This window comes from Pararhizobium sp. (assembly GCF_965279435.1).
In the GTDB taxonomy this organism is placed as follows: domain Bacteria; phylum Pseudomonadota; class Alphaproteobacteria; order Rhizobiales; family Rhizobiaceae; genus Pararhizobium.
This window is the reverse complement of sequence record NZ_CBDIHY010000003.1, coordinates 1,467,259-1,481,344: the sequence shown is the minus strand read 5'-3', so window position 1 is coordinate 1,481,344 and position 14,086 is coordinate 1,467,259. Positions and strand designations below refer to the sequence as shown.

Genomic DNA, 14,086 nt, shown 5'->3' with positions numbered 1-14,086 from the left:
GCGGGACGGTTCAACATAATTTGCTAGAGAAAGGGATCGTTATGGCCACTGGCACAGTAAAATGGTTTAACTCCACAAAGGGCTTCGGCTTCATCCAGCCGGACGACGGCAGCCAGGACGTTTTCGTACACGTTTCTGCTGTTGAGCGCGCTGGCATGCGTGGCCTCAATGACGGCCAGAAGATCAGCTTCGAGCTCGTCAAGGACCGCAAGTCCGGCAAGATGTCTGCAGACAACCTGCAGGCTGCTTAATTAAATCTGGCGCGATAATCCGCGCCGGAGAAATGCGCTTCCGCGGTTGACCACGGATGTACTGGCAGGAGTGTCGAAGCGTGTTGTGAAAGGTCGGGTTTTCCCGGCCTTTTTGTTTTTTGGGCCATGTCTTCCCAGCGCCCGGCTTGAAGCCGCGTGGTTTTTGTTTGGCGAATGTCGGGTTGCACCTTCAAATCGCCTCATCCGCATTGAAACTCCCCGTGAACAACAGGAGTTGTGTGCATGAAAGCTCTTCTCATTTCCCTTTCGACGGCTGCCATTCTGGCCGGGTCCACTCTTCACGCCAGCGCCCAGGATCAAGCGTATATCGATGACCGATCGGATGGTCCGGCTCTTGTCCGCTCGCTCTACAACGCCATCAATCGCCATGAATTCGCCCGCGCCTACAGCTATTTCAGCGCGCCTGTCGATAGCTACGAAGCGTTTGTGAAGGGTTACGAGAAGACGGTGGACGTTCAGATCCTGATCGGCTCGGTGACGCAGGAAGGGGCGGCCGGCAGTATCTATGCTCCGGTTCCTGTCGCGATCAAATCGACGGAGAAAGGCGGCAAAGAGAAGATCTTTGCAGGCTGCTACATCACCCGTATCGTCAACGCCGCCATTCAGGAGCCGCCGTTCGCGCCGCTGCATATCGAAAGCGCCGAGCTTGAAAAGGTCGCGGGGCCTCTGGAAAAAGCACTGCCAAAAGTCTGCCATACGCCCTCATAGAGGGGCACAGGCTCAGCCGCCGTTCTTTTCGCTTGTCTCGGCCCGGCGGCCAGCCAAGAATTGTCCCCGTTCGAAAATCACCACGACGGTGAGCGCGATCAGGAACGGGATGATCAGGTAGAATAGGCGGAAGATGGCAAGCCCTGCGAGAACGCCGGCCGGGTCCATTTCCGGCAGGGCAGCGATAAACACCAGTTCCAGAACGCCAAGCCCGCCCGGAGCATGGGAGAGAAGCGCTGCTGAGAACGAGGCCAAAAACACTCCGAGGATCACCATGTAACCGGGATTTCCGGCCTCGGGCAGGGCGAAATAGATGATGCCAGCAGCTGCGATCAATTCGACGGGAGCGATCAGCAATTGACGCAGCGCCAATGAGGGCTTCGGATATTCCAACCGGAACCAGCGGGTATGCAGCGGCCGGAACCCGACGAGGCTGCCAACGACATAAAGCGCAATCAGCGCCAGAATGATCAGACCGGTAGAGATAGACGCACCGATCGGCAGGAAAGTGGCAAAACGGGCGGTGATTTCGGGCTCGACCAAAAGCACGATGGCTGCAAGCATCAGCGTGCCGAGCGCGAATGTGAACGAGCAGAAGGCAACGAGAATGCCGGTCTCTCCGGCCGTCAGTCCCTTTGATCCATAGGCCCGGTAGCGCACGACAGCACCGGAAAAGACCGAGGCTCCCACCGTATGCGACAGCGCATAGGCCGTGAAGGAACACACGGTAATGAACCAGAGCGAGATTTTATGGCCGAGATGCTCGAGCGCCAGGTGATCATAGGCCGCCAGCGCCGCATAGGCGGCCAGCGTCGCGGCTCCGGCCAACAACCAGCTTTTCAGCGATACGGCTTCCAGGCTCGCCATGAAATCGGCGGCCGAGAGGCCGTGAAGCTCATGATAGAGGCCATAAAGCGAAAACACGATCGCGGCGAGCCCGATTACCGGCCAGGCAAGTTTGCGTACTGTTTTCATGAGGCGATTATTCTTGAAATCTGTAGCTGGCAAAATGTCATCTGCACGAAAAGAACACCCCCGACCGGCCCGGTCAAGGGTGCTAACCGTTAACGATGGCGCTTAAGCCGCAAGCGCGTCAAGAATCCGGATCCACGAACGGATGCCTTTGTGGAAGGACTGGAGCTCGTACTTCTCGTTCGGCGAGTGGATGCGATCATCCGACAGACCAAAGCCCACCAGCAGCGATTCCATGCCGAGCATCTTCTGGAAATCGCCGACGATCGGGATCGAGCCGCCCATGCCGATCAGAACCGCAGGGTTTGGCCATTCATCCGAAAGAGCCGATTTTGCCGTATTGAGCAGCGCGGAGTCGTAAGGCAGCTGGATCGCGGGCGAGCCACCATGCTTGTGGAATTCCACCGAGCAATCGGCCGGGATTTTCGACGTGACATAGGCGCGGAACGCATCGCGGATCTTTTCAGGGCTCTGCGCGCCAACGAGGCGGAAGGAAACCTTGGCGGACGCCCGCGCCGCAATCACTGTCTTGAAGCCCTCGCCGGTATAGCCACCCCAGATGCCGTTGACCTCGGCTGTCGGCCGGGCCCAGGTGAGCTCCATGACCGAACGGCCCTTTTCACCCGACGGGATCGAAAGACCGATTTCGCCGAGGAACTTTTCCGTCGTCATGCCCAGCGTGTCCCAGGCGGCCTTGATCTGCGTCGGCGTTTCCTCAACGCCTTCATAGAAACCATCCAATGTGACGCGGCCGGTGTCGTCGTGCAGCCCGGCGAGGATCTGCGACAGGATATGGATCGGATTGGCGGCAGCACCACCGAAATAGCCGGAATGCAGATCACGGTCGGCGGCGGTGATGACGATTTCCTCGCCGACGAGACCGCGCAGGCCAGCAGAGATCGCCGGCGTGTCCCGGTCCCACATATTGGTATCGCACACCAGCGCGTAGTCAGCCTTCAACTCGGCGGCGTTGGCCTCCAGGAACGGCTTCAGCGACGGCGAGCCGGATTCTTCCTCGCCCTCGAACAGGATAGTCACTTCGCAGGGCAACGCGCCGTTGACGTCCTTGAAAGCGCGGCAGGCCTCGACGAAGGTCAGGAGCTGGCCCTTGTCGTCAGCCGTTCCACGCCCTGTAATGACCTTGCGGCCACCGTCCAGCACCTTGATCGACGGTTCGAACGGGGCTGTGTCCCAAAGATTGAGCGGATCGACCGGCTGGACATCATAATGGCCGTAGAACAGTAAGTGCGGCGCACCGGCCTTGCCGGCCGCGTGATGGGCAACCACCATCGGATGACCGGGCGTATCGCGCACCGATGCTTCGAAACCCAGGCTCGTCAACTCGGCGACCAGCCATTCCGCCGCCTTGCGGCATTCAGCCTTGAAGGCTGGATCGGTGGAGATCGACTGGATACGGACCAGATCGAAAAGCCGTTCAAGGCTTTTTGGGAGATTGTCGTCTGCGCGCGTGAGAATGCTGGCCGTGTCTGTCATGTCCGAATCCTTCGTTGTCGGGCCGGAACCTAGACAAAGATTGGCGTCCCTTTAAGCAAAATATTTTGATGGATGGATGATCATCTTGCCGGAACGGCGAAAAGAGTCAGTTCTGCGCACCATTGGCGATCGCCATGCGCATATATTCGAGCATGAGTTCCCGCTCGAAATGGCGAAAACCCGACAGCAGGGATTGATCGGCGGCAAGTGCTGCCTCTTTCGCCTCCCCCTCCATGTCCTTGGCCTTGGCGGTCAGGAAAATCTGCTGTGCGCGCCTGTCGGTCGGATGCTTTTTCCGCAGGACCAATCCGTCCCGCTCCATCCGAGCCAGAGTATTGGCCATCGTTGCCTGCTCGATATCGAGGCGGTCAAGCAACTGCTTCTGGGTCAACCCCTCTTCGCTCCATAATTCCAGGAGAACGGGAAACTGGCCGGGTGCAAAGCCGAGTTTCTGGCCTCGCTCCTGCAAGGCGCGGGAGAAACTTTTCGCCAGAAGGCTGGACAGGTATGTTGCTGAATCCATACGGTCGAAGGCCATGTCTATGGGTACCTCTCCCCAAGCTGGAACACAAGTTACATTGCGGGCGATGGACCGGCAGGTATGACGTTTTCACGCTGATTTGACGTCTGCCGGACGTACAAACAAAAACCGCCATGGCGGAGGCGGGGCCACGGCGGTTTTTGTTATGAATTGGACAAAGGCCCGGAGAGGGGGGATAGGCCTTTGTCCTTACATCTGGCTTCGGCGGGGGACAGGCCTTTGACCAGACGACGGCGTGTTCAGGTGCCGTTGGTTATCATTTGTGGTCCCAAATGTGGCTTTTCAAGGGACTCGCCCGACCCGGCGCATTACAAATTGGTAACGTTCCTGTGAGGGCCCTCAACATTGAACTTCGGGAAATCGTTCCCCGCTTGAAACGATGGTTTCGCGGACGGAAATGACACCTCCCCGCCGTTTGTTTTTCTCGCCGGATGGCAACTGTTAGAAGCCGATCAGCCGGGCTCTAACCTGTCAGCGCCATGACCAGCCCCACCACGACCGGCCCCATCAGCGGCAGTAGAACGTTGGAGATCGCATATGTGACCGTATAGCCGATCACGGGCGTTGAGTTTCCAGCCTGGGAGACGAGCGCACTGATGGTTGGGGTGCTGCAATGCTGCCCGGCGATCACGCCGAGAAGGATCGGCGCTTCGATCTTCATCAACTTCGTGCCAACAAACAGCGAAACGAGAGCCGGAAGAAATGAAACCAGCACTCCGAGAACAGGCAGGATCAGGCCGTATTCCATAATGAGAGTGATGGCGTCAGGACCGGCACTGAGGCCTATCGCTGCGATGAATGTGGCGAGGCCAAAGTCCTTGGCAAACTCGGCCGCGGCGGGTGGCAGACCGCCACGCGTCGGATTGCGCATATTCAGCCACCCGAAGACAAGCCCGGAAATCAGCGCGCCGCCGCCGGCACCGAGCCCCAGCTCAAGCGCACCAATCTTAAGATGGAAATGCCCGATCACCAGCCCGAGTGCGAGACCTAGACCGAGGAATATGAAATCGGTACGCTCGCCGGGAGGTACGGGTTTACCGAGTTCGCGCGCGGCACGCTCGATGGCATGCTCCGGGCCGTAAAGGGTAACGATATCCCCGTGCTGCAAAACCGTACCGGACAGTGCCGGGATGTTCTGCCCCATGCGCCGAACATGGGAGATGAATATGCCACGCTGCAATTCGGCCGAGGCCATTTGCCTCAGTTGCCGGATCTGACGACCGAAAACGTCCTTTCGCACCAAGACGACGTCGCGGGTTGCGAGCGCAAAGTTTGTTCCTTGCGGAACGGGCACTTCGTCACCCAACCGATCGCGCACGGCAATCACCGCGTTGCGGCGGCCCCGGACGAACACGATGTCGTCGGGCTGCAGCAGAAGGTCTGGGGTGGTTTCAAGAATATCTCCATTGCGCTGCAGGCGTTCGATGGCAATGGCCCATCCCCGGCTTTTCTCAAAATCACCGACTGTCTGACCCGCAGCACCTCCAGCGCGATATGCGCGGCCGACGAAGGCTGGGAGGCCCTCCGCCTGCTCCTCATCGTCATCGGTCGACCCCAGTTTGCGCGCGAGTTCATGCGCTTCCTTCCGCAGATCGATCTTCAGCAACAACGGGGCAATCTGCGTTGTGAAAACCACGATTGCGATCAGCCCGAACAGATAGGTGAGGCTGTAGGCCGTTGCGATATTGGCCTGCAGTTGCTCGATCTCCGGCGTGGAAAGAGCAAGGCGGCCAATCGCCTCTGATGCCGTGCCAACAACAGCGGATTCTGTCGCGGCTCCTGCAAAAAGCCCCGACGCCGTACCGACGTCGAAATGAAAGAGAAGCACCGCGATGGCCAGGAGCGCGAGGACACAGACAACTTCGATGATTGAGAAAATACCGTAGCGCCATCCGCCGCGGATGTTGGTGAAAAACTGCGGTCCCGCCGAGAAGCCAAGTGCATAAATGAAAAGGGCGAAGGCTGCGTTCTTCAGATCAGGATCGACCCGCACCCCGAATTGGCCGATTGCCAAGGCAACAAACAGTGTTCCGCAGGTGCCTCCAAGCTGGATCGGGCCAACCCGCAGTTTGCCAATCAGAAAACCAAACGAGAGCGACAGGAACAGGGCGATGATGGGATCGGTGAGGAACGACATGAACAGATCCGGTGCTTGTGAGCGGGATTGAACAGGGGACATGCGATCAAAACTGAAAAGCTAAGCTATTAACTGGTCGGGGCCGGCACGGCTTAAATTCTAGCGCAGAGACGTCTCGGGCCTACGCCTCCAGGCCCTCCGGTTAAGGCGAGCCACCTTTTTCCATGAAGACAAGGGATAGCGCGGGTTGCAATGGCCGTCCATATCTCATTCCGGAGTGGTGGGGAATTTTACGCGACTGCTTAAGAAACTGCCGTCAGGCTGACGAAACCGCCTCTTCAACAATAGGCAGCCGCCATCAATCATTTTCGACGGAAGGCAGCTGTTCGTTCGAACCCTCCAATCGATCGACGCTGGAATATTCATCCGCAAGGAAATCCAGAAGCGCACGTACCGAGGGAAGCAGTCCCCGCCTTGATGGAAAGGCGGCGTGAATGATGCCCGTCCTTGGAGCCCAATCGGGAAGGATATCCACCAGTCTGCCTGCCTGCACGTCTTCCCTGATCATGAATGTCGGAAACTGGCAGACGCCGACGCCGCGAAGCGCTGCAAAGCGCAGGGCAATCATATCCTCGGTGACAAAGCGCGGACTGTGCCGGACGGTGGCTGATGCGCCGTTTGGACCATCGAGACACCAATCGTGCTCGGGTTTCGCCGGTTCCCAGGCAAGACTCGGCAGCATGGCAAGATCGGCAGGAACGGCGGCGCGGGACAACCCTTGCAAAAGAGCCGGGCTAGCAACCAGACGCTGGGTGCTATCCGCCAATTTGCGGATCACCAGATCGCTGTCGTCGAGCGGTGGAAAACGCACACGGATAGCGAGATCGAAACCTTCGCGGATCACATCGACCCGCCGGTTGGTACTTTCGAGCAGGACCTCCACTTTGGGATATTTGGCCATGAAACGGGCAATCATCTCGCCGAGCTGAAAATAGATCACCGACGAAGGGCAACTGATGCGCACAATGCCCTGCGGCTCGGATCGCGTGCGGTCGATCACCTCTTGCGCCGCATCAGCCTCTACCGTCATGGCGAGGCAATGACGGTAGTATTCGCGGCCGATCTCGGTCACCGCGAACTGCCGCGTCGAGCGCTGAATCAGCCGAACGCCGAGGCGCTCTTCCAGCTGGATGATGCGCCGGCTGAGTTTTGATCTGGGCACGCCGAGCTTTCGAGCGGCGGCGGCAAAGCCACCCTGTTCGATCACATCGACAAAAAACCGGAGGTCGTTGAGGTCCTGCATGGATTTTCATTGTCCTATTTTCAGGACAGAGTAACCCGAATTGCCAGTCTACTGCCATCATTGGCGCAGCAGTATTTTCTCCTCAACACAATGTTTCGCCAAACACTGCCTCAAAGGCAAGGCGACAAGGAGAAAGATCATGAGAAAGGTTCTCGGGGTTTACAGCAATCCCGCACCGCATTGGGTCGGAGACGGATTTCCGGTGCGCTCGCTGTTTTCACATGCCACGCATGGTGACCATGTCAGCCCGTTCCTGCTGCTGGATTATGCCGGTCCTGCAGAATTCGCACCTGCGACCACGCCGCGTGGTGTCGGGATCCATCCGCACCGCGGATTTGAGACCGTGACCATCGTCTATCGCGGCGAAGTCGAGCATCGGGATTCGACCGGTAGCGGCGGCATCATCGGGCCGGGTGACGTGCAGTGGATGACGGCCGCCGCCGGTATCCTGCACGAAGAGTTCCACTCGCAGGCCTTCACCAGCAAGGGCGGGACACTGGAGATGGTGCAGCTCTGGGTCAACCTGCCGGCCAAGGACAAGAATGCCGCACCGCGATATCAGAGCCTGCTCAACCGCGACATTCCTTCGGTGGAATTGCCTGGCAATGCCGGCTCTCTCCGAGTGATTGCCGGCAGCTATGACGGTCACCGCGGGCCGGCGCAGACCTTCACGCCGATCGATCTCTGGGACGTGCGGCTACACAAAGGCCGAGGTGCTTCATTGTCTCTGCCAGAGGGATATACTGCCGCTGTTGTCGTGCTGAAGGGCACGGTCGCCATCAATGACGCGACCGCCGGAGAAGCTCAATTTGTCCTCTTGGACAGAACGGGCGGCGACATAATGCTGGAAGCATCAAGCGACGCATCCGTCCTGATCCTGGGCGGCACGCCGATCGACGAGCCCGTCGTCATGCAGGGGCCGTTCGTGATGAACACCGCCGATGAGATCAGACAGGCGATGACCGATTTCCGCAGCGGCCGCTTCGGCGCGATCAGTGCAGCATAATGCCGATCTCTACGACCTAAGCCCGATACCATTTTCGCCCCTTGGGGAAAACTGCTCGCACCCCGGGCGATGAAGGCAAAGCCTTCACATCATCAAGCGAGCTTTGAACGGAAGGAAACACGCCATGACCAGCGAAACGATCCGCGATCCCGCAGGTGATCACCTGCTTACACCGCAGAATTCCGCCTTCATCATCATCGATTATCAACCGGTGCAGGTGAACTCGATCGCCTCCATGGACCGGCAACTGCTCGTCAACAACATTGCCGGTGCAGCCAAGGCCGCAGTGGCCTACGGTCTGCCGATCGTGCACTCGACCGTCAACGTCAAGACCGGCCTCAACAAGCCGCCGATCTCGCAAGTCAGCAAGGTCCTGCGCGATTATCCGACCTATGACCGCACCACCATCAACTCGTGGGAGGATGTGGAATTCAGACAGGCCGTCGAAAAGACCGGCCGCAAAAAGCTGATCATGACCGCACTTTGGACCGAAGCCTGCCTGACATTCCCGGCGCTCGATGCGCTTAAAGAAGGTTACGAAGTCTATGTTCCGATCGATGCCGTCGGCGGCACATCGGTCGCAGCGCATGAAGCCGCTCTTCGCCGCATCGAGCAGGCGGGCGGCCAGATGATCAGCGTGCCCCAGTTGTTCTGCGAGCTGCAGCGCGACTGGCAACGCTCTGCCACCGTGCCCGCCTTCATGAACCTGTTCATCGAAACCGGAGGAACCGCCGGCATCCAGTTTTCATACGACAAGGCCGACTAAACGCTGCGCGTGAACCCACCTCACATCCCCGAAAGGACATTTCCATGACAACGCCAAATACCATCGCAAACTTCAACGGCCAGAAACCGGTGATCGATGCAGATGACGCAGTGATGCTGTTGATCGACCACCAGAGCGGCCTCTTCCAGACCATCGGCGACATGCCGATGCCGGTTCTACGCAACCACGCTGCTGCGCTGGCCAAGATGGCCACACTCTGCAAGATGCCGGTGATCACCACCGCTTCCGTACCGCAAGGTCCGAACGGCCCGTTGATCCCCGAAATCCACGCCAATGCCCCGCACGCGACCTATATCGCCCGCAAAGGCGAGATCAACGCCTGGGACAATGCCGATTTTGTCGCGGCCGTGAAGGCGACGGGCCGCAAGACACTGATCATTGCGGGCACCATCACCAGCGTCTGCATGGCCTTTCCGGCAATCGCCGCCGTGCATGACGGCTACAAGGTGTTTGCGGTGATCGACGCATCTGGCACCTATTCGAAAATGGCCGAGGAGATCACGCTCGCACGTATCGTCCAGGCCGGTGTCGTACCGATGGACATGGCTGCGGTGGCCTCCGAACTGCAGAAGACCTGGCACCGCGCCGATGCGCAGGATTGGGCTGAGATCTACACCAAGATCTTCCCGGCCTATCAGCTGCTGATCGAAAGCTATGCCAGGGCTCAACAGGTCGTGACTGATCACGAGCAGCTCGACTCCCAGCGCGGCTAACCGAAAGACGCGCGGCAAGGTGCAATACCCTGTCGCGCGCCTTTGAACGATTGTCATCTGCCACGCAATTTCTACGTAAAACTTCAAGCAGCGGCGTAAAATTCCGCACCGCTCCGGAATGATATGGACGGCCATCGCGGCCCGCGCTATCCCTTGTCGCCATGAAAAAAGGTGATCATCTCTTCCTCGTCGACGGCTCCGGGTTCATTTTCCGGGCGTTCCACGCCATCCCGCCGCTCAACCGTAAATCGGATGGCCTGCCGGTCAATGCCGTCTCCGGTTTCTGCAACATGCTGTGGAAGCTTTTGACCGATGCGCGCGACACCTCCGTCGGGGTGACACCGACCCATTTCGCGGTGATTTTCGACTATTCGTCGAAGACCTTCCGCAACGAACTCTACGACCAGTACAAGGCAAACCGCACCGCGCCGCCGGAAGATCTGATCCCGCAGTTCGGACTGATCCGCCATGCGACACGCGCCTTCAACCTGCCCTGTATCGAGAAGGAAGGTTTTGAGGCCGACGACCTGATCGCCACCTACGCCCGGATGGCGGAGGCAACGGGTGCTGATGTCACGATCATCTCGTCCGACAAGGACCTGATGCAGCTCGTCACCGCCAATGTGTCGATGTACGACAGCATGAAGGACAAACAGATCTCGATCGCGGAAGTGATCGAGAAATGGGGCGTGCCGCCGGAAAAGATGATCGACCTGCAGGCTTTGACCGGCGACAGCACCGACAATGTTCCCGGCATTCCCGGCATCGGCCCGAAGACGGCAGCCCAGTTGCTGGAAGAATTCGGCGATCTCGACACGCTGCTTGCCCGCGCCGGCGAAATCAAGCAGCAGAAGCGCCGCGAAAACATCATCGCCAATACCGAGCTTGCCAAGCTTTCGCGGCAATTGGTGACGCTGAAGACCGACACGCCGATCGATGTACCGCTGGACGATTTCGAGCTGCATGCGCAGGACGGACCCAAACTCGTCGCCTTCCTGAAGACCATGGAATTCACCACGCTGACCCGCCGCGTCGCGGCTGCGACCGATACGGATGCGGATGCAGTCGATCCAGCGGCCGTTCCGGTCGAATGGGGTGCGCAGGCGCGTGGACCCGATCTCGACAAGGGCGACCTCGCCTCGCCGTCTTCTCCATCGGCCTTATCGTCTGCGAAATCATCGGCGGCCGGAAGTGCGGCCGAGGCCGCGACATCGCTTGGCGCCATCCCGGACGGCAGCCCGCTGGCTGCGACACCGCAGGCTCTGGCGCAGGCCCGCGCAGAACTTTTTGCAGCGGCCAAGATCGACCGCAGCACCTATGTGGCTATTCGAGATTTGGCGACGCTCGACGCCTGGATTGCGGCTGCCCGCGAGACCGGCATTGTCGCCTTCGACACCGAGACCACGTCGCTCGATGCGATGCAGGCGGAGCTCGTCGGTTTCTCGCTGGCCATTGCCGACAACAGCAAGAACCCGTCCGGCATCGATATCCGCGCTGCCTATGTGCCGCTGCTCCACAAGACCGGCGGCAATGACCTGTTCAGCGATGGCGTCAAGCTTGCGCCGGACCAGATCCCGGCCGCAGCCGCATTAGAGCGTTTGAAAGACCTGCTCGAGGATCCATCGGTTCTGAAGATCGCCCAGAATCTCAAATATGATTACCTGGTGATGAAGCGCCACGGCGTCAGTATTGTCGGCTTCGACGACACGATGCTGATGTCCTATGTGGTTGATGCCGGCGCCGGTACGCACGGAATGGATTCGCTGTCGGAAAAATGGCTCAACCATCAGCCGATCCCTTACAAGGACGTTGCCGGCAGCGGCAAATCTGCCGTCACCTTCGATTATGTCGATATCGACAAGGCGACCGCCTACGCGGCAGAAGATGCCGACGTGACGCTGAGGCTCTGGCAGGTGCTGAAGCCGCGTCTGGCCGCCAAGAACCTCAATACCGTCTATGAGCGGCTGGAGCGGCCGCTGGTGCCGGTGCTGGCCCGCATGGAAGAACGTGGCATCACCATCGACCGGCAGATCCTGTCGCGGCTGTCGGGCGAGCTGGCGCAGGGTGCCGCCGGTCTCGAACACGAAATCTATGGGCTGGTCGGCGAAAGCTTCAATATTGGTTCGCCGAAACAGCTGGGCGATATCCTGTTCGGCCGCCTTGGCCTGCCCGGCGGCGCCAAGACCAAGACCGGGCAGTGGTCGACCTCGGCGCAGGTGCTTGAAGAACTTGCCCTGGAAGGCCACGAACTGCCGCGCAAGATCGTCGACTGGCGGCAGCTGACCAAGCTCAAGTCCACCTATACCGACGCCCTGCCCGGCTTCGTGCACCCGGAGACAAAGCGCGTCCACACCTCCTATGCGCTGGCCGCCACAACCACGGGACGCCTCTCCTCTTCCGAGCCGAATCTGCAGAACATTCCGGTGCGCACCACTGAGGGCCGCAAGATCCGTACGGCGTTCATCTCGACGCCGGGGCACAAGCTGGTTTCGGCCGACTACAGCCAGATCGAACTGCGCGTACTTGCCCATGTCGCCGAGATTCCGCAGCTGAAACAGGCCTTCTCCGATGGCATCGACATTCATGCGATGACGGCATCAGAAATGTTCGGCGTGCCGGTCGAAGGCATGCCGAGCGAAATCCGACGCCGGGCCAAGGCAATCAACTTCGGCATCATCTACGGCATCTCCGCCTTCGGCCTTGCCAACCAGCTGTCGATCGAACGCTCGGAAGCCGGCGACTACATCAAGAAATACTTCGAGCGCTTCCCCGGCATCCGCGACTACATGGAAAGCACCAAGGCTTTTGCCCGCGAAAACGGCTATGTCGAAACCATCTTCGGCCGCCGGGCGCACTATCCGGACATCCGCTCGTCCAATCCCTCGCACCGTGCCTTCAACGAACGCGCGGCGATCAACGCGCCGATCCAGGGTTCGGCCGCCGATATCATCCGCCGCGCAATGGTGAAGATGGAGCCCGCGTTGGAACAGGCTGGCCTGTCGCAGCGCGCCCGCATGCTGCTGCAGGTGCATGACGAATTGATCTTCGAGGTCGAGGATGCCGATGTCGAGCGGACCATCCCGCTGGTCGTCTCAGTCATGGAAAACGCGGCCATGCCGGCGCTCGACATGAGGGTGCCGCTGAAGGTCGATGCACGGGCTGCCCATAACTGGGATGAGGCACACTGACGCGCGCAGAACGTCAGGACAAGAGCTTCCGCTTCAGCAGCGCTTCAAGCCAGTCGGCGAAAACCTGAAGGCGGCGGGAGAGATGCTGGCGGTGCGGGTAGAGCAACGTCATCGGCATGGGTGCAGCCCGATAATCCGGCATCACCTCGACGAGTTCACCGGCGTCGAGGTGGTGTTGGACGTCATAGGCCGGAATGTGGATCAGGCCGAGCCCGGCAAGGCAGCAGGCAATGTAGGCCTCGGCACCGTTGACACTGACGCGGCCCTGCATCGGCCTGCTACGCAGGGCACCATTCTCCACCCATTCCCAATCCTCGAGGCGCCCGCTTGAAGGCGACGCATAGTTCACGACGTAATGCCTGCTGAGATCAGCCGGCTTTTCGGGAATACCATTGCGTTCCAGGTAGGCGGTGCTCGCCACATTGATCAGCGCCAACTCTCCAATGGGGCGGGCAATCAATCCGGAATCGATCAACGGCCCGACGCGCAACACGCAGTCGATACTGCCCTCGATGAGGTTGACGGCCCTGTCGGTAACACCGAGATCGATGTTGATTTGCGGAAAGCGCTCAAGGAAATCGGGCAACGCTGGAGCGAGGATCAGGCGCCCGATGCGGCCAGGCACATCGACCCTGAGAACTCCCGAAAGCTGTGCCTCCGTCCGCCGGAAAAGGCTTTCCGTTTCTGCCACATCATCGATGAGGCGCACGCAGCGTTCGTAGAACGCAGCACCGTCCTGGGTCGGCGCCACCTTGCGCGTCGTGCGGTGAAGGAGGCGTGCGCCCACCCGGTTTTCCAGTTCCTGCACAGCCGCCGAGACTGAGGAGCGTGGCAGACCCAACGTGTCACCTGCCCGAGTAAAGCTTGAACACTCCACAACGCGTGCGAAGATGCGGAACAAGTCGATACGGTCCAAGGCAGATCTCCCATTGTCCATCATTTCTGACAAATGATGTCAGAATAACCACCTTTATCTACAGTTCCAAGACGATATCCTTCAAGCCAGACAGCAACTGTAGACGCAG

General features: G+C 59.4%; 12 protein-coding genes. 6 read left to right on the top strand and 6 right to left on the bottom strand.

Annotation, left to right across the window (positions count from 1 at the left end):
• Positions 1-41 precede the first annotated feature (41 nt).
• Both ACQY8Q_RS12585 and ACQY8Q_RS12580 read left to right on the top strand, forming a co-directional pair.
• A complete protein-coding gene (locus ACQY8Q_RS12585) occupies positions 42-251 on the top strand; it encodes a cold-shock protein (protein ID WP_056338617.1) in 210 nt (69 codons plus the stop codon).
• Positions 252-494: 243 nt separating this feature from the next.
• The gene (locus tag ACQY8Q_RS12580) at positions 495-980 is read left to right on the top strand and encodes a hypothetical protein (RefSeq protein ID WP_428426882.1); all 486 of its coding nucleotides are present in this window, start codon (positions 495-497) and stop codon (positions 978-980) included.
• A gap of 12 nt (positions 981-992) precedes the next feature.
• On the opposite strand, the gene ACQY8Q_RS12575 is transcribed toward ACQY8Q_RS12580, so the two are convergent.
• The 5 genes from ACQY8Q_RS12575 to ACQY8Q_RS12555 form a co-directional block, all read right to left on the bottom strand.
• Positions 993-1,955: a lysylphosphatidylglycerol synthase domain-containing protein gene (locus ACQY8Q_RS12575; RefSeq protein WP_428426881.1), complete on the bottom strand. Its 963-nt coding sequence runs from the start codon at positions 1,953-1,955 to the stop codon at positions 993-995.
• A gap of 102 nt (positions 1,956-2,057) precedes the next feature.
• Complete coding sequence (locus ACQY8Q_RS12570) at positions 2,058-3,446, bottom strand: M20/M25/M40 family metallo-hydrolase (protein WP_428426880.1); 1,389 nt, start codon at positions 3,444-3,446, stop codon at positions 2,058-2,060.
• Between the two features lie 106 nt (positions 3,447-3,552).
• A complete protein-coding gene (locus ACQY8Q_RS12565; RefSeq protein ID WP_428426879.1) occupies positions 3,553-3,984 on the bottom strand; it encodes a MarR family winged helix-turn-helix transcriptional regulator in 432 nt (143 codons plus the stop codon).
• 466 nt (positions 3,985-4,450) lie between these two features.
• Positions 4,451-6,124: an aspartate-alanine antiporter gene (gene aspT / locus ACQY8Q_RS12560; protein ID WP_428426878.1), complete on the bottom strand. Its 1,674-nt coding sequence runs from the start codon at positions 6,122-6,124 to the stop codon at positions 4,451-4,453.
• 298 nt (positions 6,125-6,422) lie between these two features.
• A complete protein-coding gene (locus ACQY8Q_RS12555) occupies positions 6,423-7,367 on the bottom strand; it encodes a LysR family transcriptional regulator (protein WP_428426877.1) in 945 nt (314 codons plus the stop codon).
• Positions 7,368-7,506: 139 nt separating this feature from the next.
• Here ACQY8Q_RS12555 and ACQY8Q_RS12550 point away from each other — a divergent pair, with 139 nt between their 5' ends.
• The 4 genes from ACQY8Q_RS12550 to polA all read left to right on the top strand — a co-directional run bounded on the left by ACQY8Q_RS12550 (position 7,507) and on the right by polA (position 13,061).
• Positions 7,507-8,373: a pirin family protein gene (locus tag ACQY8Q_RS12550; protein ID WP_428426876.1), complete on the top strand. Its 867-nt coding sequence runs from the start codon at positions 7,507-7,509 to the stop codon at positions 8,371-8,373.
• 124 nt (positions 8,374-8,497) lie between these two features.
• Positions 8,498-9,139: a hydrolase gene (locus ACQY8Q_RS12545; protein WP_428426875.1), complete on the top strand. Its 642-nt coding sequence runs from the start codon at positions 8,498-8,500 to the stop codon at positions 9,137-9,139.
• A gap of 44 nt (positions 9,140-9,183) precedes the next feature.
• Positions 9,184-9,873 (top strand): hydrolase, encoded by a 690-nt coding sequence (locus ACQY8Q_RS12540; protein WP_113245549.1) that lies wholly within the window; start codon positions 9,184-9,186, stop codon positions 9,871-9,873.
• A 161-nt stretch (positions 9,874-10,034) separates the two neighbouring features.
• Positions 10,035-13,061, top strand: coding sequence for a DNA polymerase I (polA, locus tag ACQY8Q_RS12535; protein ID WP_428426874.1), 3,027 nt, complete (start codon positions 10,035-10,037; stop codon positions 13,059-13,061).
• Between the two features lie 13 nt (positions 13,062-13,074).
• Here polA and ACQY8Q_RS12530 read toward each other — a convergent pair whose 3' ends face one another.
• Complete coding sequence (locus ACQY8Q_RS12530; protein ID WP_428426873.1) at positions 13,075-13,977, bottom strand: LysR family transcriptional regulator; 903 nt, start codon at positions 13,975-13,977, stop codon at positions 13,075-13,077.
• Positions 13,978-14,086: the final 109 nt, after the last annotated feature.